The organism is Thermomonospora cellulosilytica (assembly GCF_014138835.1).
In the GTDB taxonomy this organism is placed as follows: Bacteria; Actinomycetota; Actinomycetes; order Streptosporangiales; family Streptosporangiaceae; genus Thermomonospora; species Thermomonospora amylolytica.
Window position 1 is genome coordinate 6509859 of the sequence record NZ_JACJII010000001.1, and the last position, 26105, is coordinate 6535963.

Genomic DNA, 26105 nt, shown 5'->3' on the forward strand with positions numbered 1-26105 from the left:
TGTTAGCGCGCATTGCCGATGTAGGGATCCGACCGCGCGATGCTCCCATCCCTCCTCCTGAACACGACCCTCAGGATCGCATCCTTCGGCAGCATGTCTTCCAGGTGATCGTGACATGCACCGCATACCTCTCGCTTAGCTTTATCATTCCAGAAGTGGATGTAAAGCGTAGCCTCCTGGCGACCATCAGCCCCCCTCAGCGCACCAATTCTCATCAGTGCGGCAACCTGAGCCTCCAGGTGATGCTTAAAACTTGGCGGGGTGTTGGGCGCCGGGTGATCCTTGACCAGCTGATGGATGTTGCGGTTGCCCGAGGAGAGTGGGTCATTAAACCATCCGCGCCCTGGCACATACACAGCACCGGTGGTACCTCCCGGGCGATCGAAATGGTCAATCGCGCGTTCGGCGGCTGCGAGTCCTTCCTCGTCGTCCGGTCCACAGCGGGGTGTGTTGTGAACGAGGATCGGCGTCGCCCCGGCCACCACATGAAAGGTGTGGGTACCGGTGGTGGTGAGGTTGTGGACGCGCCTGTGGTGGGCGGTCCAGGTCCTGATCTTGGTTACCTGGACCCAGGTGCCGGTGCTGGTGCGCAGCCAGGTGCCCGGTTTGAGGGTGCCGGCCTTGGCCCAGCGGTGTTCGCGGGGGAGCCAGAAGGGGTGGTTGTCGGTTGCGATCAGGGTGCCGGTTTTAGCGCCACCGCGGCCGTCGGTGTCGATGGTGATCGTCACCAGACGTTTGGTGCCCTTGTTGCTCAGGGTGCCCCGGACCGTCTCGATGCTGCGGCGGCCGGTGTTGGGGTCTGTGGTGGTGACCTTGTCGCCGGTCTTGACCTTCTCGATCGGCTTGGTGGATCCGTCGGCCATCAGCACGGGGGTGCCGGGCAGGAAACTGTGCTGCCGCTGCGGGATGGCGCAGGAGTCGCCGTCGCGGCGGCCGGGATTGCCGGGCAGGTCGGGCCGGCCGCCACCGCGCATGCCCATGCCGTCGGAGATCGGGTCGATGACCTTGTGGATGTCCTCGCCGAAGTCCGCAGGCAGGAGCCCGAACTGTGTACCGATGTCCACCACATCGGAGACGGCGTCCAGGACGGTCTCGGCCCTGTCCAGTGCGTCGCGGATCCTGTCGCCCGAGGCCGCCCGGCCGGAGGCGGTCTTGGGCATCGGCGGGCGCGGTTTGGGGGTCATCGCCCGGTTGCGTACGACCTGCGCCGGGCTCGGCTTGGGCGGGGACGCCTTCGTGCCACCGCCGCCACGCGAACCACTGCCGCGTGAACCGCCGCCACCGCCGCGGGAGGTGTTGCCGCCGCCGCGTGACGGAGTACGCGGCCGGTAGGACGGTTTCCTTACGGACGGCCGCCGCACCGTGGGCTTGGTCTGCCTCGGCTTCGTGGACGTCTTCGGCTTCGTGGGCCTCTTCGGCTTCGTAGGCGGCTTCGGCCTCCTGGGCGGCTTCGGCTTTGGCCTGGGCCTGATGACCTTCCTGGCCGCATCCAGCGCGGCCTTGGCGGCACGCCATGCCGCCTGGGCCGACCGGATCGCCGCGTTACGGCAGCCCGAGCTCATCAGGCAGCGCCAGCTCAGCTTTGCCAGCACGGCCGCGATGTACACCGCCAGCGGTGCCAGGCGCCCGCTGGGGTCGGTGTGCTCCAGCGGGGACGCGTTGCCGTAGGTGTACCGGTTGGCCTGGACGGACGGTTCCGGCTCGGCCAGGTAGTCGTCACGGGAGATGAACGACCCCAGTTCCGGGCTGTACCACCGGGCATGCATGTTCACCAGGCCCGTGTTCGGGTCGGTGAACTCGCCCTGGAATCCCAGCGACATCCCCGTCCCTGACCCCGACACCGGCCGTCCGAACGGGTCGAACGCGGTGGACGTCCGCACCGCGCCGGTCGCCGGGTCGAAGGTGGCGACCGCGTCGGTGTGCTGGTCGGTCAGGATCGAGGACGCGGTGCCGCCCTGCGCAAGAACCGACAGGGGCTCGCCGAAGGGATCCCTCGCGTACTTGGTGGTCCCGTCCGCTACCGCGTTGTTGTCCAGACCCGCGTATGCCAACTGCACACTGCCGTGCTGCACCATCCGGCCGAGCGCGTCATAGGCGTAGGAGGTGGTTCCGTCGCTCACCATCTGGTCGAGGGCGTCGAAGGTGAACGAGCGGGTCTGTCCGCCTTGAGCGCGGGTGGCCATGGTGCCGCGCTGCGTCCATGTGTAGGTGGTGTCGCCCGCGGTGAGCGGCCGGTTGCGTTCGTCGAAGGTGGCCGTGGTGTCGCCGGCTTCCACCCGGTTCCCGGCGGCATCCCATCGGTAGGTGGTCAACTGCCCGTTAGGGGCGGTCCATGAGGTGAGGCGACCCGCGTGGTCGTAGGTGTAGGTGCTTGTGCCGGCTCCCGCGACGCCCGTGGTCGTCTTGGAGATCAGCCGGTCCTCGATGTCGTGCGTGTAGGAGATCGAGGCGGTGACGCTCCCGTCCGGGTCCTTGAGCGTGTCTGTCCGGACGCGTCCGAGCGGATCGTAGGCGAACTGGCGAAGTCCACCGCCCTCGCCGTAACCGATGCTTTCCAGCCGCCCGGCGGCGTCGTAGCCATAGGTCGCGGTGCGTCCGGACAGCGGATCGGAGACAGCGGTGAGCTGCCCCGCGTCGTCCCAGGTGAACGTGGTGGTCCCGGCTGCGTCGGTACGGCTGACCAGACGCGATTCAGCGTCGTAACCGAAATCACCGTTGCCGGACGGGCCCCGCGCTGTCAGCAGGTTCCCTCGGTCGTCCCAGGTGTAGCGGTTCTCCTCCGCGCCGGGAACACGCGCCGAGGAGAGCCGGCCGAGCAGGTCGTAGCCGAAGGACCGCTCGGCGGCCTGGGCTCCGCCGCCCGAGCCCCGTTCGGAAGTGAGGCGGTCGAGGGCGTCGAAGGTGCGCACCACCTGGACCCCGCCCGGCTTGTGCAGCTCGGTGGGACGGCCGGCGGCGTCGTACACGGTGGTGTAGGCCCGGTCGACCGGTGCCGGGTGCGCGGTCGTGGCCGGTTCGATCACCGATTCCTGCAGGCCCCAGGGGGTGTAGGTGTAGGTGGTGACGTTGCCACGTCCGTCGGTGAGCCGGGTGCGGTTCCCGGCGGCGTCGTAGCCGAACCGTGTGGTGATCTGCTCCGCGTCGGAGACCGGTTCGATCGTATGGGTGAGCCGGCCGGCCGCGTCATAGCCACGGCGCATGACCCGGCCGTGGCCGTCGGTCTCGGTGACGGGGTTGCCGTCGGCGTCGTAACCGGTGCTTCGGCGGCGCAGCTCCTGGCCATCGGCGTTCTCGTCGATGTAGTCAGTGGGCCGGCCGGCCTGGTCGTAGACGACGCGCAGCGAGGTGCCGAGCGGGTCGGTGACCCGGTTCTGCCGTCCCGCCAGGTCGTACCCGAACGTGGTGACGCGGCCGAGAGCATCGGTGACCTTGGTGGTCTCGCCTGCGGCGTTGTGGACGAAGTGGTCGGTTCCGCCGCCGGGCGCCCGCTGGGTGAGGAGGTTCCCGGCGTCGTCGTAGGTGAAGGTCGTGGTGAACGCGCCGGGTTCGGGACGGCGTTCGACCTGGGTCGCGGTGATCTGCCTCCCGAGGTCGTCGTAGGTCGCCTCGGTGCGGCCTCCCTCGGGGTTCTCGCTCCACAGGCGCTCACCCAGCAGGGTGTAGCCGTGTTTCCAGACCGGGGTCTGGTCGCCGACGGCCGGCTGGGTCACCTTCACCAGGTTGCCGAGCTGGTCGTAGGTGAAGCTGGTGGTGCGGCCGAGCGGATCGGTCTGGGAGATCAGATTGCCCGCGTGGTCGTAGGCGTACTCCATGGTGGAGGTGACCGTCGTGCCGTCGGGCTTGGTGTACGGGGGCAGCGTGGTGGACGTGACCTGCCCGTCCTTGTCGTAGGCGAGCGTGGTGATGTGCCCGCGCTCGTCCTTGACGTGCGTCTTGTCGTCGAAGGCGTTGTAGCCCTGCAGGATCTCGGGCCGCCGGACCACCGGCGCCGCGTCCCCCTCGGTCACCTCGACCGGAGGCCGGGTCACCTTGATGAGGTTGCCCGCCGTGTCATAGCCGAATGTGGTGGTGTAGGCGGCCGGGTCGGCCCCCGCCGCGTTCCCCCGGGGCGTGGTCTCTGACAGCAGGTTGCCGTACTGGTCGTATGTCCTGGTGGTGACCAGGTCCTCGCCGTCGACCTCGACCGTTTCGCGGATGGGGTTGTCGTCTACGTCATAGGCGTATTCGACGAGTTCGGTCCGGGTGGTTCCAGCGGCGGAGGCTCGTCTGGAGGAGACGTTGTCGGCGGCGTCGTAGGTGAGTTCGACCCGTCGGGCGAGGCCCTCGGGATCCAGGACGCTGGCGACGGTGCGTCCGGCCGCGTCGACCTCGAAGTCGGTACGGACCTTCCCGCCGCCTGTGATCTGCCGCGTCAGGTTCCCCGCGGCGTCGTAGCCGTTCTGTTCCAGGACGATGTCGCGGGTGGTTCCGTCCGGGTTGCGGAAACCCTTGAGGGTGATGTCGGCGAGTTCGCCGTCGTCGTAGTACCGGTAGGCGACCGTTCGTCCCATCGCGTCGGTGTGCGAGGCGACGCGTCCGGCGGGGTCGTAGGCGTAGGAGTCCAGGACGACGTCTCGCGGGGCCTCCGGGGTCGGGGTGCCGCCGGTGTATCCCTTGAGCGTGACTTCCAGCAGTTCATCGCGCGCGGAGTAGGTGTACTGGAAGACGGTGCCGCGCTCGTCGGTGCGCCGGACCCGGTTGCCGAACTCGTCCCAGCCGAAGGTCTCCGTCCCGCCTTCGGGGCTGGTCTGGGACAGGGTCCGGCCCAGACTGTCGTACGTCCACGAGGTGATCCGTGGCGCGGCGTCGGTCTTCAGGTCGTAGATGCCCTCGGAGAGGACGTTGCCGTCGGCGTCGTAGGTGTAGCGGATCTGCGCCTGGTGTTCCTGCCCGGTCACCGCGTTGGTCTTGACCGGGTGGGTTTCGGACACGACCTGCGAGTTCGCGTCGTATTCGAAGGTGACGGTCAGGCCCTGCGGATGCTCGGCGCTGATGCGCGTCTCGGCGATCTTGCGGCCCAGCGTGTCATAGGCGTACCTGAGCTTGAGCCCGTTGGGGTGGGTGACCTCGGCGACATCGCCGGCGGCGGTGAAGGTCCGGGTGGTGGTGCGTCCGGCTTCGTCGGTGGTGCTGGCGGGCAGCCCGGCGGGAACGGTGCCGCCTCCGCTGGCCGCCTCGGTCCCGTCCGTATAGGTGTAGGTGACGGTACGGCCATCGGGATGACCCGCGACGGGCGGCGACGTCACCGTCAGCAGGTCGCCGTTCGCCGAGTAGGTGTAGGTGGTGGCGTACCGGTTGTCGGAGGGCCCGGTCGAACGGGGGTCGCGTTCGGCCAGCAGTTGCCCGTTGCGCGGGTCGAACGGGTCGGCCGCGTTGTGGTGGTAGGCGTAGTAGGTGGTCTGGCAGTCGCCGGCCGCCCGGCAGCTGGTGGACGAGATCTGGTTGCCGTGCTCGTCGTAGCCGTGCCGGGTGACGTTGCCGTTCTCGTCGGTGATCTGGCCGAGGAAGCCGCCGGTGTCGTAGTCGTACCGGACCGTCGCGCCGGTCGCGTCGGTGTGCGAGACGATCCGGCTGCCCTTCAGCAGGTCGAAGGTGTAGGTGGAAGTCCGCTGTGCGGGGTCGGTGACCGTGACGGTGGTGAGTGCGGTCCCCTCGCCCACCTCGCCCTCGGCCTGCTCGTCGGCGGGTTCGAGGACGGGCTCCGACAGCTTCCACAGACCGCCGTCGGAGGTGGTGTAGGAGGAGACGCGCTCGGTGACCGCGTCGTAGGAGATGGTCGCGGCGACACGCCCGGACGGCAGCGTCGTCTGGATCAGTCGTGCCGTCGGGGCGCCCATGACCGCCTGGTCGCGAACGGCGGGTGCGCCGAGGGGACGGTCGTAAACGGCCACTTCGTCGATGTCGCCGTTGAAGAAGCCGCGGTCACCGGTGGTCGCGGGCCAGCCCGTCCAGGTCCCGGCGCCGAGCGCGACGTACTTCTGCTCGAAGCCGACGATGTCTCCGGTCAGGGTTCCGACCCGGGCGCCGTCCAGGTACAGGGTCTGGGACGCACCCGCCGCGGTGATCACGGCGTGGTGCCATCGTCCGTCGTTGACCGGCTGGGCGGAGGTGATGGGGCTGCGGGTGCCGTTCCAGAACTGGCCGCGCAGTTTGCCGTCGGTACCGACGTACAGGACAGGAGTGTGCTTGTCGGCGAGCGCGTCGCTGTTCACCGGCCGGTTGTCGTAGGAGAACAACACACCGCCGCCGGTGGTGCGGAACCGCAGGGAGATTGTGAAGTGCGCCAGGTTCTCCGGGACGAGGCCCTCGGGCAACTCCACCCACGAGGACGTGCCGTTGAATCGGGCCGCCTTGTCGGTGCTGCCTGTCAGCGAGCCCTCGACTCCGAGCTGTACATCGTGGTAGACGCCGTTGTCGGCGCCGCGCCGGACGACGGCCTCACTGGCCGCTGCGGTCCCGCCGGTCTCCCCCAGCCGCCAGTAGGACTGAGGATTGGAGTCGGCCATGGTCGTCCGGGCGTGCGAGGCGACCGTGTACTGGTAGCGAGTGCAGTTGCCGGGTGTGTCGCCGGGCGCGCACACCTCGACGAGCTGGTCATCGGAGTACCTGTAGGTCCAGCGCAGCGGCTGGGCGCCCGCCTGTGGCGGGTCGGTGGTGACCTCGCTGACATGGGCACCGGACCAGGTGAACGACAGCCGCCTCCCACCGGGGGCGCTGACCTGCGCGAGCTTGCCGTCCGTCCCATAGGACAGGGTCTGCTTGCGGCCGCGGTGGTCGGTGAGCTCGATGAGCCGGCCGGACGCGTCGAAGACGTAGGCGTTCTGGTCCATGTCGGCGAGCTTCCAGCCGCCTCCGCTCAGCGCGGCGAAGGTCACCGACCGGCCCGCCGGAGGGTTGAAGCTGCCGTCGGTGTTCTTCCCGAAACGCACTTGCTGGCCGTCGGGGTAGGTCACCACGACGTTGCCGGTGCCATCGGCGTCCGGGACGACGCGCATGTCGTACCGGGTCGACCAGCCGGCGCCGAACGCGTTGTCGGTGCGCGGGTCGCGGCTGTTGTAGGTGCGGACGACGGAGATCGGCGGGCCGACGTTCTCGATTTGCGCGTCGGTCTCGGTCCTGGTGTAGTTCCCGACCTTGGGGTCCACCTCCCGGTCCTGGCCCTCGGGACCGGTACCGGCGAGGTGGTGGGTGATGGCGGGCTGCTCGACTTCGGGGGTGAAGTAGAACGGCTGTGTCTGCGGCCCGGCGGTACTGCCCTCGCGGGCGGTGCCTTGCCAGAAGTAGGTCGTCCCCCACTTGAGCTTGCCCTCGGGCACCCGCCATCCATTGGCGGTCCAGCCCGACGTCGTGCAGTCGACCGGGTTCTCCTGCGTGCCGCCGCAGACCCTGAACTGGTAGGTGTGGGTGGCGCCCGCCGGGTAGTTGTCGACGCTCTGCGTTTTGAGGAACAACTGCGGGGTGAGGGAGCCGACCCTGGCGTTGTTGCGTGGCTGGACGTCGGTGATGCGCGGCCCGACGTCCACGGAGGTCACGGCCATCGCCTTGACCCGCACGCCCTCACTGGACAGCCACAGCTTGCCCATAGGCCGATACATGTCGAGCACCGCGTCGTACTGGCCGGGGGGAACCTGCGGGATACGGGCGTTGACCGTGACCGAGCTCCTGGGCGGCACGATGGACGGCAGCGGCGTGAACGCCCGGGCGTTCAGCTCGGCCCCGGTTTCCCGGTTGAACATGCGGACGCCGAGCTGGAACTCGTCGTTCCCGGTCGGATACCAGCTGTAGACACCGGTGTTGGTGATCTTGACCTTCACCTCGCCGGCCTGGCCGTTGGTCGGCTGCGCCACCAGTCCGCCGACGATCTCGTAGTCGGCGCCGAACGCGCCGTGGGTGATGTCCAGGTACGGCTCGTTCGAGCTGTTGGCTGACGCGAACTTCTTCCAGCCGTTGTTGTCGGTGACCGACGCCCGCAACGTGAGGCCATAGTGCGCCTGGCCGTCCGCCCACCGCTTGACCAGCGCGTCGCCGGCCTCGCCGAGGTCGATCGTCTCCCACTTCGCGGCGCAGCCTTCCCCGCCGTTGGCGAAGCTCTTGGACGCGATGGCCGCCCCATAGCTGGGCCCCGGATAGGTGGTGAGCGCCCCCGCCGACCACGGCTCGGTCACCGGGTGGACGGTCACAGGCGTTTTCACCGAGCAGTTGTAGGCCCAGATGTTGTACACGCCGAGCTTGGCGTCGATGATGTAGCGGCCCGCGATCTGCTCGTCTATATCGACCCAGTGCAGGTAGGAGGCGGCCTTGTCGGCGCCGCCGTTGAACGTGCCGACCTTCAGTTCCACATCGCTGGCGTAGTTGGCCACGTAGGGGTGCTGGACGTAGGTGTCACCGGTCGTGTCCGTCCGCAGGACGCTCGGGTCGACCTTCACCGGGTAGACCCGCTCGGGGTCGTCGAGCCACTTCTCGTCCAGGGTCATCTGCAGGACCGGGGTGCCGTCGACCTCGACCAGTTTGTAGGTGACCCCGTCGGACCTGGCCCCGTCCCCCGAACGCGGGTCGGTCTTCGAGTCGGACATCCAGCCCCTGGGGATCAGCGCCTGGACCGTCCCCTCGGCGTCACGGAGTTCGACGTGGCCCTGTTCGGCCAACACCGGGGTCAGCCCTTCCAGGTGCAGAGGGAAGTACCAGACCCTCGGGTCCTGCGGTGACGCGAGGGTGACGACCTCCTTGATCCCGTCGTCGCTGACGCTCAGCGTGAGGTCGGCGGTGCCGCGCACATCCTCGTAGACGACCGTGTCACCCTCAGCCGTGCCCTGGGCGGCAGCGCTCTCGGCGAGGCCGAACCGGACCGAGATCCCCTCGCTGATCGGGAGCTCGCCGAGCACCGGGTCGTTCGCCGTGGCCGCGAACGACACCGGTCGATCATCGGCCCGAACTCGATACCGGCCCCGGGTGGTGGCGTCCTTGACGAGCCGCTTGTCGATCCGCTGCCAGGTTCCGTCGGCGTCCTTGTAGTGAACCCTGCCCTGGTGGAACCGGGTCGTCTCCGTCCCGTCGGGGTTGGCGAAGACCTGGACGCGCTCACCGCGCCGACCGGGTATCTCCTTGCTGGCCTTGGCGTCGAAACCGGACGGCTCGCCCAGCGTCTCCCGCACCCGCTCAGGCGTCTCGGCATGCTCGGTGATCTTGCTGATTCCGCTCAGGGGCTGGCCGGTCAGCCGGATCTCCGGCGAAGACTCCAGCGGCAGCGCGCCCTTGGCCGCCTTGGGAGCACGTTCGGTCCCCGCGCCGGCATCCGCGACGTCCGCTTTGACCCGGTGCGGCCGACCCGCCGCGGTTCCACCGGCCTGCTCGGGGGTGACGGGACGAGGCCTGGTCTCCGCCTCCGCCCTGGCCATCGCGAACTGCCCGCTGGGGAGCAATCCCGCCGTCAGGAAGACGACGAGAGCCGCCGCGACCGTTCGCGGCCCCCGCCATCGTGTGAGGAACGCGCCCTTCGGCGATGCCTGCCTCGCGTCGTAGTGATCACCCGATGACACCTGGTGCCCCTGCTTCACGAGCCGTCAAGGATCACCGGCGGCCGGCGCTCTCCTCGTTCCACCCCATGGCAGGACGAACAAAGCCTGAGGTTTCGGTGATCACCCGATCAAAGTGGCAGGAACATACACCAGGACGATCTTCACATTCCAGCCGTGTCCGGCAGTTCCCAACGGCTCCGGGCAGTGGTTATGATCCCGGGCGGCCGATCAAGGCCTCGCGCTTCCTCCGGCCGCTCGTTCCCCATGGCAGGGAGGAGATCTGTGATGCGCCGTCGCGCTCTCGTCACCGGTATCGCCGTCGGGCTGGCGCTGCTGATCGTGCCCGGCGCGAGCGTCAGCGCCAACGAGGCCGCCAGGCCCGGTGACTTCAACGGCGACGGCATCATCGACCTGGCGATCGGCATCCCCGGCGACACCATCAACGGTCACAAACGCGCCGGCTCGATCGCCGTCGCGCTCGGCGCGCGCAGCGGCGCACCGACGTCCGCGCGGCTGATCCACCAGGGTCTGGCCGACGTGCCCGGCGGAGCGGAGGCCGGGGACGGGTTCGGCCAGGTGCTCGCCAGTGCCGACTTCAACCGCGACGGGTACGCCGACCTGGCGATCGGCATACCGATGGAAGCGATGGAGACCACCCGTGCCGCGGGCGGGGTCCTCGTCTGCTTCGGCTCCTCCGGCGGGCTCGCCACGGCGGGGTGCCAGTCCATCGGCCAGGGCTACGGCGGCGTGCCCGGCTCGAGCGAGACCGACGACCACTTCGGTTCCAGCCTCGCCGCCGGCGACCTCACCGGCGACGGCTTCGCCGATCTCGTCATCGGATCCCCGCTGGAGGCCATCGAGACCAAGCGCGCCGCCGGCTCCATCCGGATCGTCCCAGGAGGCTCGTCCGGAATGAACACCGCTGCGACGACCGACCTCAACCAGGACTCCCCCGTCGTGCCCGGCGCCGCCGAAACCGACGACCGCTACGGAGAGGGCCTCGCGGTCGGCGACATCGACGGGGACGGCCAAGCCGACCTCGTGGTCGGTGTCAGTGGCGAACTGGTCACCGGATCCTCCGACCGTGGCGGGCTCCAGGTCCTCTACGGCCCCTTCCGGGACAACAAGCCCGCACGGGCGCAGGCGATCGTCGCACCCGATGTCGTCCAGGCCGGGGAGTTCCTCGGAACGGCGCTCGTCGTCGCCGACTTCAACGGCGACGGCCCGGACGACATCGCGGTGGGCATGGCCGAGCAGCTCGTCAACGGCGACGGAGTCGCCGGGCAGGTCGTGGCGTTCACCGGAGACCGGACCGGCATCTCCGCCACCCGCCGGGTGATCATCCATCAGGACTCGCCCGGCACCGCAGGCGGCACGGAACCCGAGGACGCCTTCGGCAACGCGCTGGCGGCCGGTGACTTCGACGGTGACGGACGCGCCGACCTGATCGCCGGGGTACGCGGCGAGGACCTGAGCACCAGCCCGGCCGCCGGCGCCGCCGTGGTCTTCTTCGGCCATCCGCAGTCCACGCTCTCGACCGACGGCTCGATCTGGATCGACCAGGACGTCGATCCCATGCCGGATGCCAACAACCCCGAGGACCACTTCGGCTGGTCCGTCGGCGCCGCCGACATCGACGGCGACGGGCGTGCCGAGGCCATTGTCGGCGCTCCCAAGAACGGCCCCGGCGGAATCTGGATCATCAACCTCGACGGCCGTGCCATCACATCCCCCACCTTCCGAGACCAGGCGTCCTTGGGCCTGGGAACCGGCCAGACGGAAAGCTTCTTCGGCCAGTCGCTCATGTAATCCGTTTCACCGTCGTCGGCACGACGCGTTGTGCGGATCGAGACCTACTTACCTGCAGGTCGATCCGTCTCGGAGTCCCTCATCGGAGGGCTTCATTATCGGCGGCAGCGGCAAGGCGCCGTGTCTATGTCGTCTGGCCGCATACTCATGCCGTTCCGAACGGAGTAGTTCCTCAAGATGAGAGCTCCTGTAGGCAACCACCAAGCTCGTACGCCGAGCCTGCAGGCCGACAGTCGCTCGGATTTCACAGGTGGCCAAGCCCGTCGCACGAGTGCCCAGGACCCGGGTGAGGAGGTTCGAGTAATTCGTCTCGGCGGGGCATGGTCAGGGCGAGGACGAGGGCGGCGGGCCAGCCGAAGAAGGTGGCGCAGCCGAGGGTGTTGATCAGGATGATCGTGCTGAGGCTGTCGGCCTTTCGGATGATCGCGATGAGGGTCGGGAGGATGGCGAGGGTGGCCAGGCCTCCGATGATGAGGAGCCAGAACCAGAGGCTGGATTCGTAGTCGTTCATGGTGATCCGTTCTGGTCAGCGGTTTGGCCGCCGGTGGCGGGTGTGGATGTTCTGGTGGGGGCGCTTGGGGGCCGGGGTGTCGAGGGGTTGTTGGGTGGCGAGGTGGATCGCCTCGCGGATGTCGTAGGGGAAGTCGTCTGCTGCGACCTGTCCTGGGGTGCGGGTCTGGGCGAGGTTGGGAGGGGTCTCGCCTGCCGTTCTTGGGGCTGGGCGTGGGGTTGCTGTTGCTGGTGTGGTGCCCGCTTTTGATTCCTCGGCAACTTGCCGGATTGCCTGGGCTATGACGTGTTCGGGCAGGTTGGTGGTTGTTTTCAGGGCGGTGTGCAGGTCCTCGTCGCTGAGGTCGTCCAGGCCTTGGATGAGGTGGTGGGCGCGTAGGGCGTTGATGAGCTGGGCGGCGTAGTGCCGCTGGCGGTGCTCGATGTGGTCTTGCCGGTCTGGGCTGTGATGGTCGGTGGTCCATCGTGTGCCGGTGCCGGTCAGTAGGGCCGGTCGTTCCGCGGCGGGTTCGCCGGTGCGGACGTTCGGGGTGCGGGTGAAGAAGGGGATGGTCTCCCGCATGGCCTCTTCGGGGGACAGGCCGTTCTGGCGGTAGCGGTCGTAGTGCTGCATGGCGTGCGGGTGGAGTTCGCGGAGGCGTTGTTCGCATTTGCGTACGGCGGAGGCCGCCAGGGCGTGGTCGGCGGCATACGGCAGGGCGGCGCTCCAGGCTTCGGCGACGCGGAGGAGGTCGGCGTGCTTGAGCCATTCGGGGTCGTGGGCGGGTGCCCAGCGGGTTCGGGCCTGTTCGAAGGCGGCCTTTGCGGTCTGGGTGGCGTGGCGTTCGGCTTGGAGGTTCCGGAGCAGGCGTGCTCGTTGTCGGCGGAACTCGTAGCGGGCTTGGATCTGCCGGACGAGGACGCTGATGGTGATGCACTGGACGAGGCGCTGGCCGGTGTGGACCAGGCCCTCGGTGATCGGGTCGGGGTGCTGCTGCTCGATGGTCATGTTTTCGGCTCCTGGTCAGCGGTGTTTGGTGGGTCGTCGCGAGGCCGGGCGAGGTCGGTCTGCCGGCCTGTGGCGGTGGGTCGGTGGCGATGCCAGGGGCGGTAAGGGGAAGTCGTCGTCGGCCAGGCGGCGGGCGGTGGCCGCATCGGGGGCGATCGCTTCGACGACCGCCTGGGTGATGGTGGCGGGGTCGGTGCGGACGAGTTCGGCCACGCGTGCGACCTGGTGCGGAACCTGGGCCGGTGGCAGGTGGGCGATGACTGCGGCGGCGGCTCGTGCTGCGGCGAGCCGGTCTTCGGGGCTGTGGAGTGAACGGCCTGCCCGGGTGATCGCGGCGTCGATGACGAGGTCCGCCAGTGGCGTGGTCTGCTGGAGAGCTTCCCGGAGGGCGTCTGGGCCTTGGTCGCGGAGGATGTCCGCGGGGTCTCGGCCCTCGGGGAGGATGACCGCCTCGACGGGACCGTGGAGGTGGGCCAGGGTCTTCCAGGCTCGTTCGGTGGCGGCCTGACCGGCGGCGTCGCCGTCCAGGGCGATGATCAGGCCGGTCTTGTGCAGGTTCGCCGTGTGGCCGAGGGCGCGGATCTGGGCGGTGGTGAGGGCGGTTCCGGAAGGTGCCACGGCGGCGTACTGCTGTGGGGCGGCGGTGTTGATCGCCATGGCATCGAACGGGCCCTCGACGATGACCGGTCGGGCGCCTGCTGCGAGGTAACCGCGGGTTTCGTGCAGGCCGAAGAGCAGTTCTCCCTTGTGGAAGAGAGGGCTGTCGGGGCTGTTGAGGTACTTGGGTCCATCGGCGCCGTCCGGTCGTCGGCCGATGAAGCCGGCGATGATGCCGTCCGGTCGGCGCAGGGGCACCATGACGCGGTCGCGGAACGTGTCGTACAGCCGCCCGTTCCGCGCCCTGCGGGCCAGGCCGGACGCCAGGATGGCCTCGTCGGAGTGGCCGAGGCCGCGTAGGTGGTCGGTCAGGCCGCGCCAGGCTTTCGGCGCGTGGCCGACCCCCCACTGGATCTGGGTCTCGTCGTCGAATCCTCGTTCCCTCAGGTAGGCGGGCACCCAGCTGTGGGCTCGCCGGGCCGTGAAGTAGTCGTGCGCCGCACGCTGTAACTCGGCCAGTTCCTCCACGCCGACCTGGAGATCGGGGCGTTCATCGTCCTTGTGCCGTTCGGGGTCCGTAGCCGACAGCCGTGGAGAGGTCGTCGGCGGCGGGGCACCGGGGTGCCGTCCGTGACGGTCGTGCTGGATGTTGGGCGGTGGGAGCGCGCTGAGGCGTCTTGTGAGCCGGCCGCTTGCGCGCAGCACGCGGTCTGCCAGGTTCCGGATGGCTGCGGCGGGGTTGGCTCGGGGGTCCGTTCCGGCCCAGCGTGCGACCGCCGGGAACGTCAGTCCCTCGGGTTGGAGGCCCAGATGTGCCAGGAGCAAGTGGGTGATGGAGTCGGCCTCGACGCGCTGGGCGCCATGGCAGCCGCAGCGGCCTTCGCCTGCCTGATCGACCGGCCCTCCGTGGAGCTGAATGTGGCCGAGCTGGTGGGCGAGCGCGATCGGTGCGTCTCGTTCGCCCAGCTCAGGCGCGATGCTGATCAAGCGGCCGGGCGGCCCCGTGTACGCCCATCCTCCGCCGCGGTCGATCTGCAAACCGCGGTCTGCGGCGAGCCGGCGCAGGCGCTCCCATGCCTCCGCCGGGGTGGGCGCCTGCGGGGTGTCGACCGGCGGGCCGTCGGTCTGGGAGATGTCGAACATCGGGCGCGGGTTGCCGCGCAGGGAGATGATCCGGATGCCGGTGGCGCCTTTTCGGACCTGGCGTCCTTGGGCCTGCCAGTCCCGGTATGAGCGGACGTCGGTGGCGGTCGGCATCTGCGCGTTGATCAGCAGGGTGTTGGCGAAGCCGTAGCGTCCGTGCCTGCTCGCCAGGTCGAGCCACCAGGCCCAGGACGATCGGCCGGCATGAAGCCGCTTGGTCTCCTGCTCGGCGATGCCGCGTAACACGGTCAGCAGGCGCTCGCGTTCCTGCGCGCGACGTGCGTCCTCTGGGGCGGACAGCGGTTCGGGCATGTTCGGACCTCACTGCTCCGTGCGCGGGGTCTGGGACGTGGGCTGGTCAGGGCGTTGTTCACGGTCGCCGCCGGCGACGGCGCGGAGCTCGGTGATCCGGTCGTTGGCGATGGAGAAGCCGAGCGCCCGCAGGCGACGGCCGAGTTCCGTACGGTTCAGCCGTATCCCCTGGCGGCTCGCCTCTGCGAGAATCCGGCGGGTCGTCTCGACGAGTTCTTCATCGAACGGCTCGGCGCGGTCCTCTTCCCCGTGGTCGTGCGGTGGGTCGCGTTCGGGGTCATCGACCGGCTCCGTGAGCGACGGCATCGAGGTGGAACGTCCGGTGAGCTCGGCGGGCAACCAGCGCAGGGCGAGACGGGCGTCGAGTGGTGCCCGCCAGCGCCAGGTCCATCGGCCGTGCCGCTGCTGGAGCCGGGAGACGGCGAGCAGATGCCGGTACTCCAGGTCGAGCGCCCGCTGGTAGGTGGTGACGTGCCAGAGCACCATGCGCCGCCACAGCAGCGCGGTGGAGATCGGCGCCAGCAGCCAGCGTGCGGCCGGGATGCGTTCGATGAGTCGGCCGGTGGCCAGGCCGACCCATTGGCGGATCAGGTGCCGTACGCCCTCGACCACCACGATGAACAGCACCGGCATCGCCGCGTGCATCACCACCCCGGCCGGATCACCGCCCGCGGCCAGGACGTTGACGGCGACGGTGCCGGCGATGAACGCCCAGGCGACCCACCGCAGCACCGGCCAGGGCAGGGCCAGGTACTCCATCAGCAGGTCCCAGGCCAGCAGGACCAAGATCCCGATATCCAGGCCGATGGGGACGATCCACGCCAGCTCCCCGAACCAGGGCTCGGCCATGTCCCGCACCGTGGTGAACGACCCCATCGCGCCCAGCACCGCCAAGGCCAGAACCAGCGGCGCGATGGCCGAAGCCGCGACTTTGACAGCTCTCCCGTGAGCCGGCATGGCCACCCGGTTGCCACGCCGTCCCGGAGCCAGGGGCCCGACCGCACCGGCCGGCCATGTGGGAGGGACGCCGAGCCGATTCATCGGACCCTCATTTCCAGCATCCAGACCAGGATGCGGGCGACGTGGCGAGCGTCCTCGGCACGGCCGAGCAGCCGACCGTGGGCGGTCACATACGCGTAGGTGCCTTCGGCGCCGGCGCACAGCACCGTCTCCGACCAGCGCCGTCCTCGGAGCTTGAGTTTCCAGCGCCCGTTCCGCGGCTTGCACACGCTGACCCGTACGCCTAACCGCGTCAGCTCCCAGTGCAGCCGCAGCAGCCGAGCCTGGCGTTCCCGCAGCTCACTGCGGCATCCGGCATCCACTACCCCCATGGGCACTCCCCCGTGTCGGTGCGTTGACGACACCATCCCGTCAACTACAGTCACCGAACAGACGATGCGTCACCCAGCGGCGACTGTCAACCACGAAACACCAGATGATTGTCAGTTTACTTCGAGCAACAGACGGGAGCGGTGATGTCTCAGGACACCGCGACGAGCCAGGCCCCCACCCCCTCGGCATCCCTGGCCGACAAGGTCGAGTGGCTGATCAACAACATGTGGCCCGCCGACGCCCCACCGCCCAAGACCAACATCGAGGCCGCCGCCGCCATCACCGCCGCCACCGGTGAGGACATCTCCTCCACCACCGTGTGGAAGCTACGCACCGGCCGCCAGGACAACCCCCAGCTCCGCACCCTGACCGCCCTGGCGCGGTTCTTCGGCGTCCCCCTCGGCTACTTCGGCCCCACCACCGAGAGTCGACAGATCGAGAATGACCTCACCCTCCAAGCCCTCCGCCGCAAACTCGACGACGGCACCATCCGCCCCGAGGTCCTCCGAGCCTTCATCGACCTCCCCACCGACATCCGCTGGCTCGTCGACGAGATGGTCATCTCAGCAGCGAACGCCGCGCAGACGCGCCTTGGATAGAGCGCGTCCGGTTGCCTGCCAGGCGCCGCTCGCGCGATCCCGGGCGGTGCCACGAAGCCACACGGGTCGTATTGCGCCTGTGCGGCTCCGCCCTGAAACTCAGCGGTCGTCTCGCTGTTGCCCTGCGTACGGACGGACATATGAACCGCAGGCGTATCAATCGTTTCTCCTGCGTGACATCCCTGCGTCCATCACCATGGACGGGATGTTACGGAGGGCTCGCATGACCACTTTTCTCAGCAAGGGGGCGAATGCGCCTCTGCATGGCCCCCAGTGCCGTGTCTCCGTCCTTGCCGGAGTACCCGTCGACGTCTCCGCGGTGCTCCTTGGGCCGGATGGCAAGGTCCGCAGCGACCACGACCTGGTGTTCTACAACCATCCGGCGCAGGACGGTGTGGCCGTGGCCGGGTCCGTCGTCACCGCGGATCTCACCCGTGTCCCGCCCTCGGTGCAACGAGTCGCTGTCGTCGCGAGCATCGACGTCGACCATCCTCATGCCCGTTTCGACGCCCACAGCACTCCTCGCGCGAACATTGCGAGCGGCTCGCAGGAGTTCATGTTCGCGCCGCCGCCCATGACCCATGGAGAGACCGTGGTCATCCTGGCCGAGCTGTACCGGCGCCAGGACGTATGGAAGGTCCGTGCGGTCGGTCAGGGCTGGTCCAACGGACTGGCCGGGCTGGCGGCCGACTTCGGCATCGTGGTGGACGACCCCGGGACTGCGCCGACCATCGACACGTCGGCGACATCACCGGCTTCTGCTCATGTGAGCACGCCACTCGTCCAAGAAACCCGGCGCTCGTTCACGCCTCCTGCCCTGCCCTCGCCCGCACAGCCGGCCAGGCCTCTGGGCAAGGTCGCGCTGACGAAGGGCGGCCAGGCCACGATCAACATGCGCAAGGAAGATCCCGGCCTGGTCATCACGGCCTCCCTGGAGTGGAACGGCGGTAGCCGGGCCCGCCGCCGCGCCGGCGCGGATCTCGACCTGTACGCCCTCTACGTGCCACGCGCTTCGGTCACCCCCAAGGGGCCTCGGCCGACCAAGTCCGAAGACGCGATCTACTACCGGAATCTCGGCTCCGTCTCCGCCCCGCCCTTCATCGCTCTCGACGGCGACGCCCGCACACCCGGCCGGGAGACCATCACCATCCATCGCCCCGATCTCCAGGGTTATGTCCTCATCTGCGCCTACAGCGCGGTCGAGAACGGAACCGGCTCTTTCAAGTCCTACGGAGCACGAGCGGTCGTCACCGACGGACGTGGATCAACCGTGACGGCGCCGCTCTACAGCGATCGGAACCTGTCCTACTGGGTCGCCATCGCCCTGATCGACTTCACCGCACCCGACGGAGTCCAGATCAGGCATGTTGAGAAGTACAGCGGCAACCACCAGGAGGCCCGCCCCGTACTCTACTCCAACGGCAACTTCTGCATGAGCGTCGGCCCCGTCGAGTTCAAAACGAGATGACTTTCCCGAAATAGCACCTCCACCTTTCAGGTCCGTGGACGACGGAGAAGTTCGGACTTCTCCACAGCCGACCGGATCCGAGCGAGCGCTCGAACGCACCGATGCCCATGATCCGGGACCGCTCTCGTAAGCGAGCGGCGCAGGCCGACACATGTGGTGGGTGGAGCGGCCCGGCCTCATTCCCAGATTGCTTTTCACGCCTTCTGGGGCGGGCGGTGCGTCGCGGCGTGACCATCACGCTGCGGTTCGTCCACGGCAAGACGTTTCTATGCACCTTCAGATCAGATGGCGAGTTGCGGCACGGCGAGGTCGTCATCCTGCGCGACTGCTACACGCGTCCCATGTCTTCTGGGTCGGACGGTGCATTCAACTCCACACCAGCCGTACTGCGATCAACACGCAGGTGACCTTCCATATCCCCGAAGCCGGACGGCGCCTTGCGACCAACGGCCGTCCGGTCGAGGCCCGGGGCATCATCCTCGGATTCCCACGCCCTCGGAGTCGAGCGGCATCTCGCGGCCAGCGGGTTCAACCCGCGGGCCTTCGCGTCCGCCAGCTGTTTCTATGCCCGCGGAGTCGAGTGGTGCGTTACAACGAACTGGTGAGGCCGAAGGTCCGGTTCACATTGCGCGGTTTCCATGCTCTCTGGGTCGGGCGGTGTGTTGCGGCCTCGTCAACGACGGGGTCAGCACCCTGGGAGATCTTGGTTCTATGCCCTCTGGGTCGGGCGGTGTGTCGCGGCGTTCGCCGTCGCGCACTACGTCTTCGACTGGATCATCCTGAAGGTTTCTATGCCCTCTGGGTCGGGCGGTGTGTTGCGGCACACTAAGGCCTACATGGCCTCGATGGGACTCGGCTAGAGTTTCTATGCCCTCTGGGTCGGGCGGTGTGTTGCGGCTGGTTTGAGTCGGCAGGCGCCACGGACTCCCGTCCGCTCGTTTCTATGCCCTCTGGGTCGGGCGGTGTGTTGCGGCGGGTCGGGTTTTGCGGGGGTGCTGGCCTGGGGCTTTGGTGTCCGTTCCGCCATCCTCGGTGTGGGGGTGCGCTCAGGATAGCGGTGGGGGCGGGCGGGGGCGAGTGGTAGGGCGTTGAACTGGGGTTTTGGGAGTGCGCCATCCCAGGTGGTTTCGGCGGGTTCGGTGGAGGGCTGTACCGGGTCATCCGATGATCCAGAAGTCCTGGCGTTCTTCGATGACGCGGGCGCCGAGGACGGTGGTGTTGCGGATGGCGCGTTCGTCGAGAGGGTAGAAGCGGATCTGATCCTCGGTGGGGTCGATCAGGGTGCGGAGGCGTTTGCGCAGTTCGGTGGCTTCGCGGCGGGAGGGCAGGTCGCATTCGAAGACGCTGAGCTGGACGCGGGGGCCGTAGCCGGACAGCAGGGTGGCGATGTCGTCGCGGCGGGCGTCGTCGGCGATGTCGTAGGTGATCAGGTAGCGCATCGCGTCATTTCCAGCGGATGGGCCGGTACGGGCGGTCAGGGTCGAGGACGGTGCGGGCCAGTGCCTTGGCCTGCAGGCCGAGACCGACCCGGTAGGAGACGCGACGGCGGGTGGGCTCGTGGGTGAACAGGGTCAGCATGCGGTGTTCGTAGGCGGCGATGAACGCGCGTTTGGCGCGAGTGCCCAGACGGCAGCCCTTCTCCGGATCGGTGTCGGCCTCTTCCGGGCGGACGGTTCCGGTGGTGATGCAGCGGAGCACCACGGCGTCGACCACGATGGGACGGAATTCCTCGATCAGGTCCAGGGCGAGGCTGGGGCGCCCCCATCGGGCCTGGTGCAGGAAGCCGACTGCCGGATCCAGGCCGGCCATCTGCAGCGCAGCTATCGCCTCGTGGGTCAGCAGGGTGTAGCCGAAGGAGAGCATCGCGTTGATCGGATCCGGCGGCGGACGGCGCATGCGGCCGGTGAATCCCCACAGGTCTGCGAACATGTGCCGCCAGGTGCGGAAGTATTCGCGAGTGGCGGACCCCTCGTAGCCCATGATCTGGTCGATGGAGGTGGCGTCGGCCAGGACGAGCCGGGTCGCGGCCAGCGTTTCGGCCACGTCGGCGCGCAGCGGGTCAGGGTCGCGGCGGTCGGCCCGTAGCAGCGCCACCCGCATGTTGGCGAGCTTGCCGTCGACGAACGTCCTGGCCAGGTCTGTGGCCCGGCCGGTGTCGTCGGCCAGCCGGTACTGGGCGCGACGGGCCGTGGGGTCGGTATGGGTCAGGGAGGACAGCCGCCCGCCTGGACCGCCCTGGTCGCCGGCACCACGATGTCGATCCCCCTGCCGAGGGCGCGGTGCAGGAAGGGTGTGGTCATCCCGACCCTGCCAACGCAGACGACCTGGCGGACCCGCCGCAGGTTCAGCTTGAACAACGCGGTGTCGTTGTGCTCGACGACCAGCCGGTCCCCGCGGCTGCGCAGCAGCGCACCGTCCTTGTCGACGTAGACCACCGTCTCGACCGGGTGCGAGAGCGCCTCGGCTCCCGGGCTGGTCGTGGAGGTGACCGTCCGGCCCAGGAACGTCACGCCTTCGTCGAACGAGACGGTCCTGGTCTTGGCGGCCCCCAACTCCAGGCGCAGGCCGTCCAGGATCTCGGTGGCCCGCGCCAACGCCCGCTCGGCCGCCGCACGGTCGGCGACCGGGATGGCGAAGTCGTCGGCGAACCGGATCACCCGATACCCGGACGCGAGCATCGCCCGGTCGAAGGCATCCAGATAGAGGTTGGACAGCAGCGGAGCCAGCACGCTGCCCTGATGCAGCCCGAGCCCGCGTCGCTGCCGGCTCACCCGTTCGCCGACGACCGGACGGTCCAGGAACCGGCGGATCAGATCGACCGCCTGGAGATCGGTGACGACCTCCCGCACACGCCCCAGCAACGTCCAGCGCGGAATGTCGTCGAAACAGTCCTTGATGTCGGCCCGGGCCACCCAGCGCGCCCCGGCCTCCCGGGCCTCCACCAGGCAGGCGATCGCATCCCGCACACCCATCCCGCGCCGGTAGGCGAAGCTCCACGGCAACAGCAGCGGATCGATGATCGCATCCAGCTCCTCCAGCAGCGCCCGCTCCACGATCCGGTCCACCAGGGAGGGAATCCCGAGCCGCCGTACCCCGCCGCTCGGTTTGGAGATCTCCACCCGGAACACCGGACCGGGCTCGAACGCCCCATCGGCCAGCTGCTCGGCCGGCTCACTGATCCTCTGCGCCGCGGACGCCTCGAACCGCTCCACCTCCGGCCCGGCCACCCCATCGGCCAACGCCGACTCCCGCACCTCGTCCCAGGCGTCCAGCAATGCCTGCTCGGTGAACGCCCGAGCCAGCAACTCCCCCATCGACCATCACCCCAGACGCCCCACCACGACCAGCGGGACATGAACCGGACCGGTTGGGCCTTCAAGTTTCCATGCCCTCGGTGTCAGGCAGTCTTGTGACACTTTCTTCCTGCTGGTTCACAGGAAGAACCCGATAAAGCGGTGACGTTTCCATGCCCTCGGTGTCGGGCGGTGCCTTGCGACGGTACGGACTGTCAAAGCTGCCGTGGTGGCAAGGTGAGTTTCTATGCCCTCGGTGTCGGGCGGTGCCTTGCGACTCGTGGAGCCCAAGACAGATCCCAGGCCATGCCCCTGTGTTTCTATGCCCTCGGTGTCGGGCGGTGCCTTGCGACGGGTTGTAGCCGAGATCGGTCAGGCGTGGGATTCGTTGGTTTCTATGCCCTCGGTGTCGGGCGGTGCCTTGCGACCTTTTTACGGTGATCAAACGCCGTGTGAACGGCAAGTGGGTTTCTATGCCCTCGGTGTCGGGCGGTGCCTTGCGACTCGTTTGACCCCACGCAAGGTCGACAATCGGGTGCCGCGTTTCTATGCCCTCGGTGTCGGGCGGTGCCTTGCGACGAACCGAAGAACCCCAGGATCGAGGCCTGGACGCGTTTCTATGCCCTCGGTGTCGGGCGGTGCCTTGCGACGGGTCGGCGTTTTCAGGGGCACTGACCTGCGGATTCGGTGTCCGTTCCGCCATCCTCGGTCTGGGGCGGGTTCGAGCATAGCCCCGCCCTGTCCCCTGACGCGAGCGCATGGTGGCTGGCCTGCGGATATGCCGGTGCGCCATCCTCGGCGACTTCGGGCCTGCGCGGTGGGGGCTGTACCGGGTGCAGGGCGGGTCATGGGCGGGTGGGGGGTTCGTGGAGGGCGGTGGCGCCGAAGCCGTGGGTGGTGCGGGCTCCGGTGCCGCTGTAGGGGGCGAAGCGGAGCAGGGCGGTGAGGGTGGTCTGGTGGTCAGGTGGGGTGCCGGGGGCGGGGGCGAGGGTCATGCGGCCGGTGAAGCCGGTGACCAGGTGGCCGTGGCCGCCGTCGTGGCGGGTGGTGGACAGCTCGTAGGAGACCAGTTCGACGGTGCGGTGCAGGGTGCGGGCCAGGTCGTCGTCGATGCGCAGGGGGGAGTCGTCGGGGAGGTGCTCGTTCCAGCGGTCTCGGTAGCCGCGCAGGATCAGCCGCAGGTCGGGGGCGATGGTGCGGCGGTTGTTGGCGGCGAAGTAGACCGGGGAGCGGAACCGCAGCTCGGCGCGGTGCAGGGCGGGACCGGCGGCGAGCCGGGCGCGGGTCCGGGTGGTGTGGTCGGCTGACAGGACCGGGCACAGGCGGGAGCCGAGGCGGACCTTGGTCAGCTCGTCCGGGTCGAACGGCAGTGGGGTGTCGGGGAGCCAGCTCGCCCGCAGCAGCAGCCCGGCCTGCGGGTCGAGAGGGTCGGGGGTGGCGGGCCAGATGGTGAAGGGCTTGCGCTGGGCGCGGTGGTCGACGTCCGTCTCGAACAGGGCGCAGGCCAGGCCGTGCAGTTGGCGGGTGTCGGGCGGGCCGGGGACGGCGGGCAGCAGACGCAGGGTCACGACGGTGGGCATGGGCTGGTCACTCCCGCGGCTGGGGGGCGGGCGGCGTTCGTGAGCCGTACGTCGATGGGTGTGAGGTGCTCATCGGCGGTTCTTTCTTCCTCCGGAGCCTCCAGGGGGCTTGTAGGTGATCGGGCGGTCCATCCAGCGGCGGGCGCGGGCGATGGCGACGGGTGTGGTGACGTCCAGGTCCTTGTCCGGCTCGCCGTTGTGGCGCAGCCGTATCCGGGCGCCCTCGGGAAGGAACTCGGTGAGGAAGGCCATGGACAGCAGCCGGCACCGGCGGCCTTCGGGGTCGCCGACGGGACGTAGCCACACCATGGAGGCTCGGCGCAGTTCCTGTCCGTCCTGGACGGCGTTGACCGAGACGTCCTTGTTGAAGACCACGGGCAGACCCAGAGCGGCGAGGTCGAAGGTGGTCTCCTCGCCGTGGACGACGTTCAGCCATTCCCAGGTCTTGCGCGGCGGGTCGTAGCGGGCGCCGGGGGCCTTGATCCTGGCGCGGGCGATACGGAGGCGGTTGCCCGCCTCGATCAGGGCCTTGTCCCAGGCGGGGAACGGTTCACCCTGGCTGAGGGCCATCGCGGTGTGCGGGCCGGACAGCACCGGGAAGGCAGGGGGGCCGGTCCGTTCCGACGGCCGGAACCCGCCGTTGGAGTCGGTGATGACCTGGGCGCTCAGGACGTCGAGGTGCTCGTCCCATCCCGGGAACGGGGCCAGGACGTGAGCGGCGTCGAGGCCAGAGAGGTTCTCGTAGTAGTCCAGTCCGGGGGTGAGCAGCGTCTCGGGCTCCCACGGCAGTCCCCCGCCGGTGACCTCGGTGATGCGCAGGCCGCCGAAGCCGCGGCGGGTGCGGGCGCCCAGGCCGCCGAACGCGCAGGCCAGCCAGAGGGAGAGGCAGGCCAGGGCGGTCACCGCGTCCCGTACCTCGGGCGGGTCGGCGCGCCGGTGGTTGAAGCGGATCATGAGCTGGAAGGTGGAGTTCGGCGCCACGTACGGGCGCTTGATGTCCATCCTCCCCAGGTCGCCCAGCCCCTGGCCCAGCAGGTAGACGATCCATTTGGACGGGTCGGCGGGGTTGTCGGGGTTGATGAAGCCGTGCCGCTGGTGGGTGGACACCACGCGGATCCGCTGCCCGGCGGGGATGCGCAGCACGCAGGCGGACGGGACGCCGGGGCCGCCGAAGACACGGCGTTCCATGGCGGCCAGCAGCTTCAGGCCGTCCGGGCCGGTGCCGGTCCGGCTTCCCGCCAGCGCGCGGAACCAGAACCGCATGGCTCCGCGCAGCGAGGGCACCCGGATCCCGGTGTCGCCGACCGACTCCTGGTCGGCGCCGCTGCTGAACAGCGGGGTGGTGACCTTGAGGTTCAGCGTGGTCCAGGCCATGAGGGGCTCCGTTCACGGGCGGGCTGACGGCCGAGTTTCACGCGGCGCTCCTCCAGTCGGTGTGGGCCAGGGGCGCGCTGATCGGGCGGTCGTCCCACAGGATCTGGGAGAACACGCCGACGGCCAGGCACCAGGCGGTGGCCATCGCCAGGACGAGCAGGTGCCGCCCGTCCTGTGTTCCGGTCAGCAGCCGTCCCAGTTCCCGGCCCTTGGCGGTGAACGCCGGGGCGACGGCGACCAGGCCGATCAGCGCCACCGCGAAGGCGTGCACGGCGCCGACCCCGGTGACGGCCAAGGCGCGGACGGCGGTGGCCCGGCGGCCGATGCCGTGGTTGCGGGCCTCCAGCAGCAGATAGCCGAACGCCGCCACCGCCAGCACCACCGGGGCCAGGACGGCCACCCCCCATCCGGGGCGGGCCGACTGCCACCAGTGTTCGGGCAGGGTGAGCAGCACCAGCAGGCCGATGGACGAGGCCGCGGGCAACCGCAGCATCCACAACGCAGCCCACGTACCGCCGAAGGCGACCACCCCGAGGCCGAGCAGGCCATAGGCCACGGCGGCCAGGCCGGTCGCCCACCACAGGCTCGCGAAGATCGCCACCGGCGGGATCGCGATCATCAGGGCGCCGATGAGGAACGTGCAGCGGCGACGCCGGTGGGAGGCCGGACCGGGATGGGCGCGCCAGCCCAGCACCGCCACCGAGGGCAGGTCGAAACGGGGAAGCAGGTGCCGTTCGACCACGTCCCCGATGAACGTGACGTCGCCGGCGCCGAGCACGGCGGGCAGGTCCGGGTCACGGCCGGTGAGGCTGAGCGGCGCACTGCCCCGGCCTCGGGTGAAGACCAGCAGGGACAGTTCCTCCTCCAGTGCCGCCGCCGGCGCCTGAGCCAGATAGGGATGGGACTGGTAGGCGTCCAGGCAGGCCAGCCAGTCGGCGCGGGCTTGGCGGGCATGGTCGACCAGGACGTTCCAGGAGCCCTCCCCGTAGAGCCGGTCCACCGGGCTGCCGCGGTACGTGGAGCCGAAAGCGCTGCGGCGCAACGCGGTGCGTTCGGGCAGACCCCGGTCGCGGAACGGCTCGCTCAGGGCGAGGAACCGCAGCCGGGCGGCCAGCGGATACAGCAGCCGCCGGTCCTCCGGTGAGACCGCCTGCGGGGAGCGGCCCCCACCGGGCGGGCCGGTGACCGCCTCCCAGGCGGCCTCGGCCAGCCAGCACAGCGCCATCCACTGGTCGGCCGGCTCCTGTTGCCGCCGTCCGGTGAGCTCGGCGGCCGTCTCCAGCGCCGTGTCGGGACTCATCACCACGGCGACCAGCAGGTCGCGGTGGGCGGCGAGTTCGGCGGCGATCCGGCCGAGAGCCGTGTCGATGTCGTCCCGCTCGGGCACCGCACCGCGCCACCGCACCTGGTACAGGACCTGGAACGGCTCCCTCAGCCGTTCGGTCGACAACGCCTGCCGGTCACGTCGCACATCGTCGTCGGTGCGTTCACGGCGGATCGCGGCCGGCACGCCTGCGCCCAGGTTCCATCCCGGGCCTGGCAGGGT

The 26105-nt window shown here is 69.2% G+C and carries 15 protein-coding genes and 2 CRISPR repeat arrays; of the genes, 3 read left to right on the plus strand and 12 right to left on the minus strand.

Annotation, left to right across the window (positions count from 1 at the left end):
• Positions 1-2: 2 nt before the first annotated feature.
• Positions 3-9434 (minus strand): DNRLRE domain-containing protein, encoded by a 9432-nt coding sequence (locus tag HNR21_RS30705; protein ID WP_182707897.1) that lies wholly within the window; start codon positions 9432-9434, stop codon positions 3-5.
• A gap of 294 nt (positions 9435-9728) precedes the next feature.
• On the opposite strand from HNR21_RS30705, the gene HNR21_RS30710 reads away from it, so the two are divergent.
• On the plus strand, positions 9729-11363 hold the full coding sequence (locus HNR21_RS30710; RefSeq protein WP_182707898.1) for an FG-GAP-like repeat-containing protein: 1635 nt from the start codon (positions 9729-9731) through the stop codon (positions 11361-11363).
• 244 nt (positions 11364-11607) lie between these two features.
• Here HNR21_RS30710 and HNR21_RS30715 read toward each other — a convergent pair whose 3' ends face one another.
• The 5 genes from HNR21_RS30715 to HNR21_RS30735 are packed head-to-tail and all read right to left on the minus strand — an operon-like array spanning position 11608 to position 16244.
• The gene (locus HNR21_RS30715) at positions 11608-11874 is read right to left on the minus strand and encodes a superinfection immunity protein (protein WP_182707899.1); all 267 of its coding nucleotides are present in this window, start codon (positions 11872-11874) and stop codon (positions 11608-11610) included.
• Positions 11875-11889: 15 nt separating this feature from the next.
• Positions 11890-12861 carry a hypothetical protein gene (locus HNR21_RS30720; RefSeq protein WP_182707900.1) on the minus strand — a complete coding sequence of 324 codons (972 nt, stop codon included), beginning with the start codon at positions 12859-12861 and terminating at the stop codon, positions 11890-11892.
• 15 nt (positions 12862-12876) lie between these two features.
• Positions 12877-14913, minus strand: coding sequence for a toprim domain-containing protein (locus HNR21_RS30725; RefSeq protein ID WP_182707901.1), 2037 nt, complete (start codon positions 14911-14913; stop codon positions 12877-12879).
• A 9-nt stretch (positions 14914-14922) separates the two neighbouring features.
• Positions 14923-15954 carry a DUF2637 domain-containing protein gene (locus HNR21_RS30730; RefSeq protein ID WP_312881431.1) on the minus strand — a complete coding sequence of 344 codons (1032 nt, stop codon included), beginning with the start codon at positions 15952-15954 and terminating at the stop codon, positions 14923-14925.
• A complete protein-coding gene (locus HNR21_RS30735; RefSeq protein WP_182707903.1) occupies positions 15951-16244 on the minus strand; it encodes a hypothetical protein in 294 nt (97 codons plus the stop codon). The genes HNR21_RS30730 and HNR21_RS30735 overlap by 4 nt, the downstream gene beginning before the upstream one ends.
• A 144-nt stretch (positions 16245-16388) precedes the next feature.
• On the opposite strand from HNR21_RS30735, the gene HNR21_RS30740 reads away from it, so the two are divergent.
• The gene (locus tag HNR21_RS30740) at positions 16389-16844 is read left to right on the plus strand and encodes an XRE family transcriptional regulator (protein WP_182707904.1); all 456 of its coding nucleotides are present in this window, start codon (positions 16389-16391) and stop codon (positions 16842-16844) included.
• Between the two features lie 223 nt (positions 16845-17067).
• Positions 17068-18312: a TerD family protein gene (locus tag HNR21_RS30745; RefSeq protein WP_182707905.1), complete on the plus strand. Its 1245-nt coding sequence runs from the start codon at positions 17068-17070 to the stop codon at positions 18310-18312.
• A gap of 632 nt (positions 18313-18944) precedes the next feature.
• A CRISPR array of direct repeats spans positions 18945-19286; the repeat unit is 37 nt; unit sequence GTTTCTATGCCCTCTGGGTCGGGCGGTGTGTTGCGGC.
• A 183-nt stretch (positions 19287-19469) separates the two neighbouring features.
• Here HNR21_RS30745 and cas2 read toward each other — a convergent pair.
• From cas2 to HNR21_RS30775, 6 genes are all read right to left on the minus strand, one after another.
• Positions 19470-19751: a CRISPR-associated endonuclease Cas2 gene (gene cas2, locus HNR21_RS30750; protein WP_182707906.1), complete on the minus strand. Its 282-nt coding sequence runs from the start codon at positions 19749-19751 to the stop codon at positions 19470-19472.
• 4 nt (positions 19752-19755) lie between these two features.
• The gene (gene cas1 / locus HNR21_RS36195; protein ID WP_182708918.1) at positions 19756-20631 is read right to left on the minus strand and encodes a CRISPR-associated endonuclease Cas1; all 876 of its coding nucleotides are present in this window, start codon (positions 20629-20631) and stop codon (positions 19756-19758) included.
• Complete coding sequence (locus HNR21_RS36200; RefSeq protein ID WP_182707907.1) at positions 20517-21626, minus strand: reverse transcriptase domain-containing protein; 1110 nt, start codon at positions 21624-21626, stop codon at positions 20517-20519. The genes cas1 and HNR21_RS36200 overlap by 115 nt, the downstream gene beginning before the upstream one ends.
• 146 nt (positions 21627-21772) lie before the next feature.
• Positions 21773-22255: a CRISPR direct-repeat array (repeat unit 37 nt; unit sequence GTTTCTATGCCCTCGGTGTCGGGCGGTGCCTTGCGAC).
• 195 nt (positions 22256-22450) lie between these two features.
• The gene (gene cas6 / locus HNR21_RS30765) at positions 22451-23185 is read right to left on the minus strand and encodes a CRISPR system precrRNA processing endoribonuclease RAMP protein Cas6 (RefSeq protein WP_182707908.1); all 735 of its coding nucleotides are present in this window, start codon (positions 23183-23185) and stop codon (positions 22451-22453) included.
• A 69-nt stretch (positions 23186-23254) separates the two neighbouring features.
• A complete protein-coding gene (cmr1, locus tag HNR21_RS30770; protein WP_182707909.1) occupies positions 23255-24559 on the minus strand; it encodes a type III-B CRISPR module RAMP protein Cmr1 in 1305 nt (434 codons plus the stop codon).
• A gap of 37 nt (positions 24560-24596) precedes the next feature.
• The gene (locus HNR21_RS30775) at positions 24597-26069 is read right to left on the minus strand and encodes a hypothetical protein (RefSeq protein WP_182707910.1); all 1473 of its coding nucleotides are present in this window, start codon (positions 26067-26069) and stop codon (positions 24597-24599) included.
• Positions 26070-26105 lie beyond the last annotated feature (36 nt).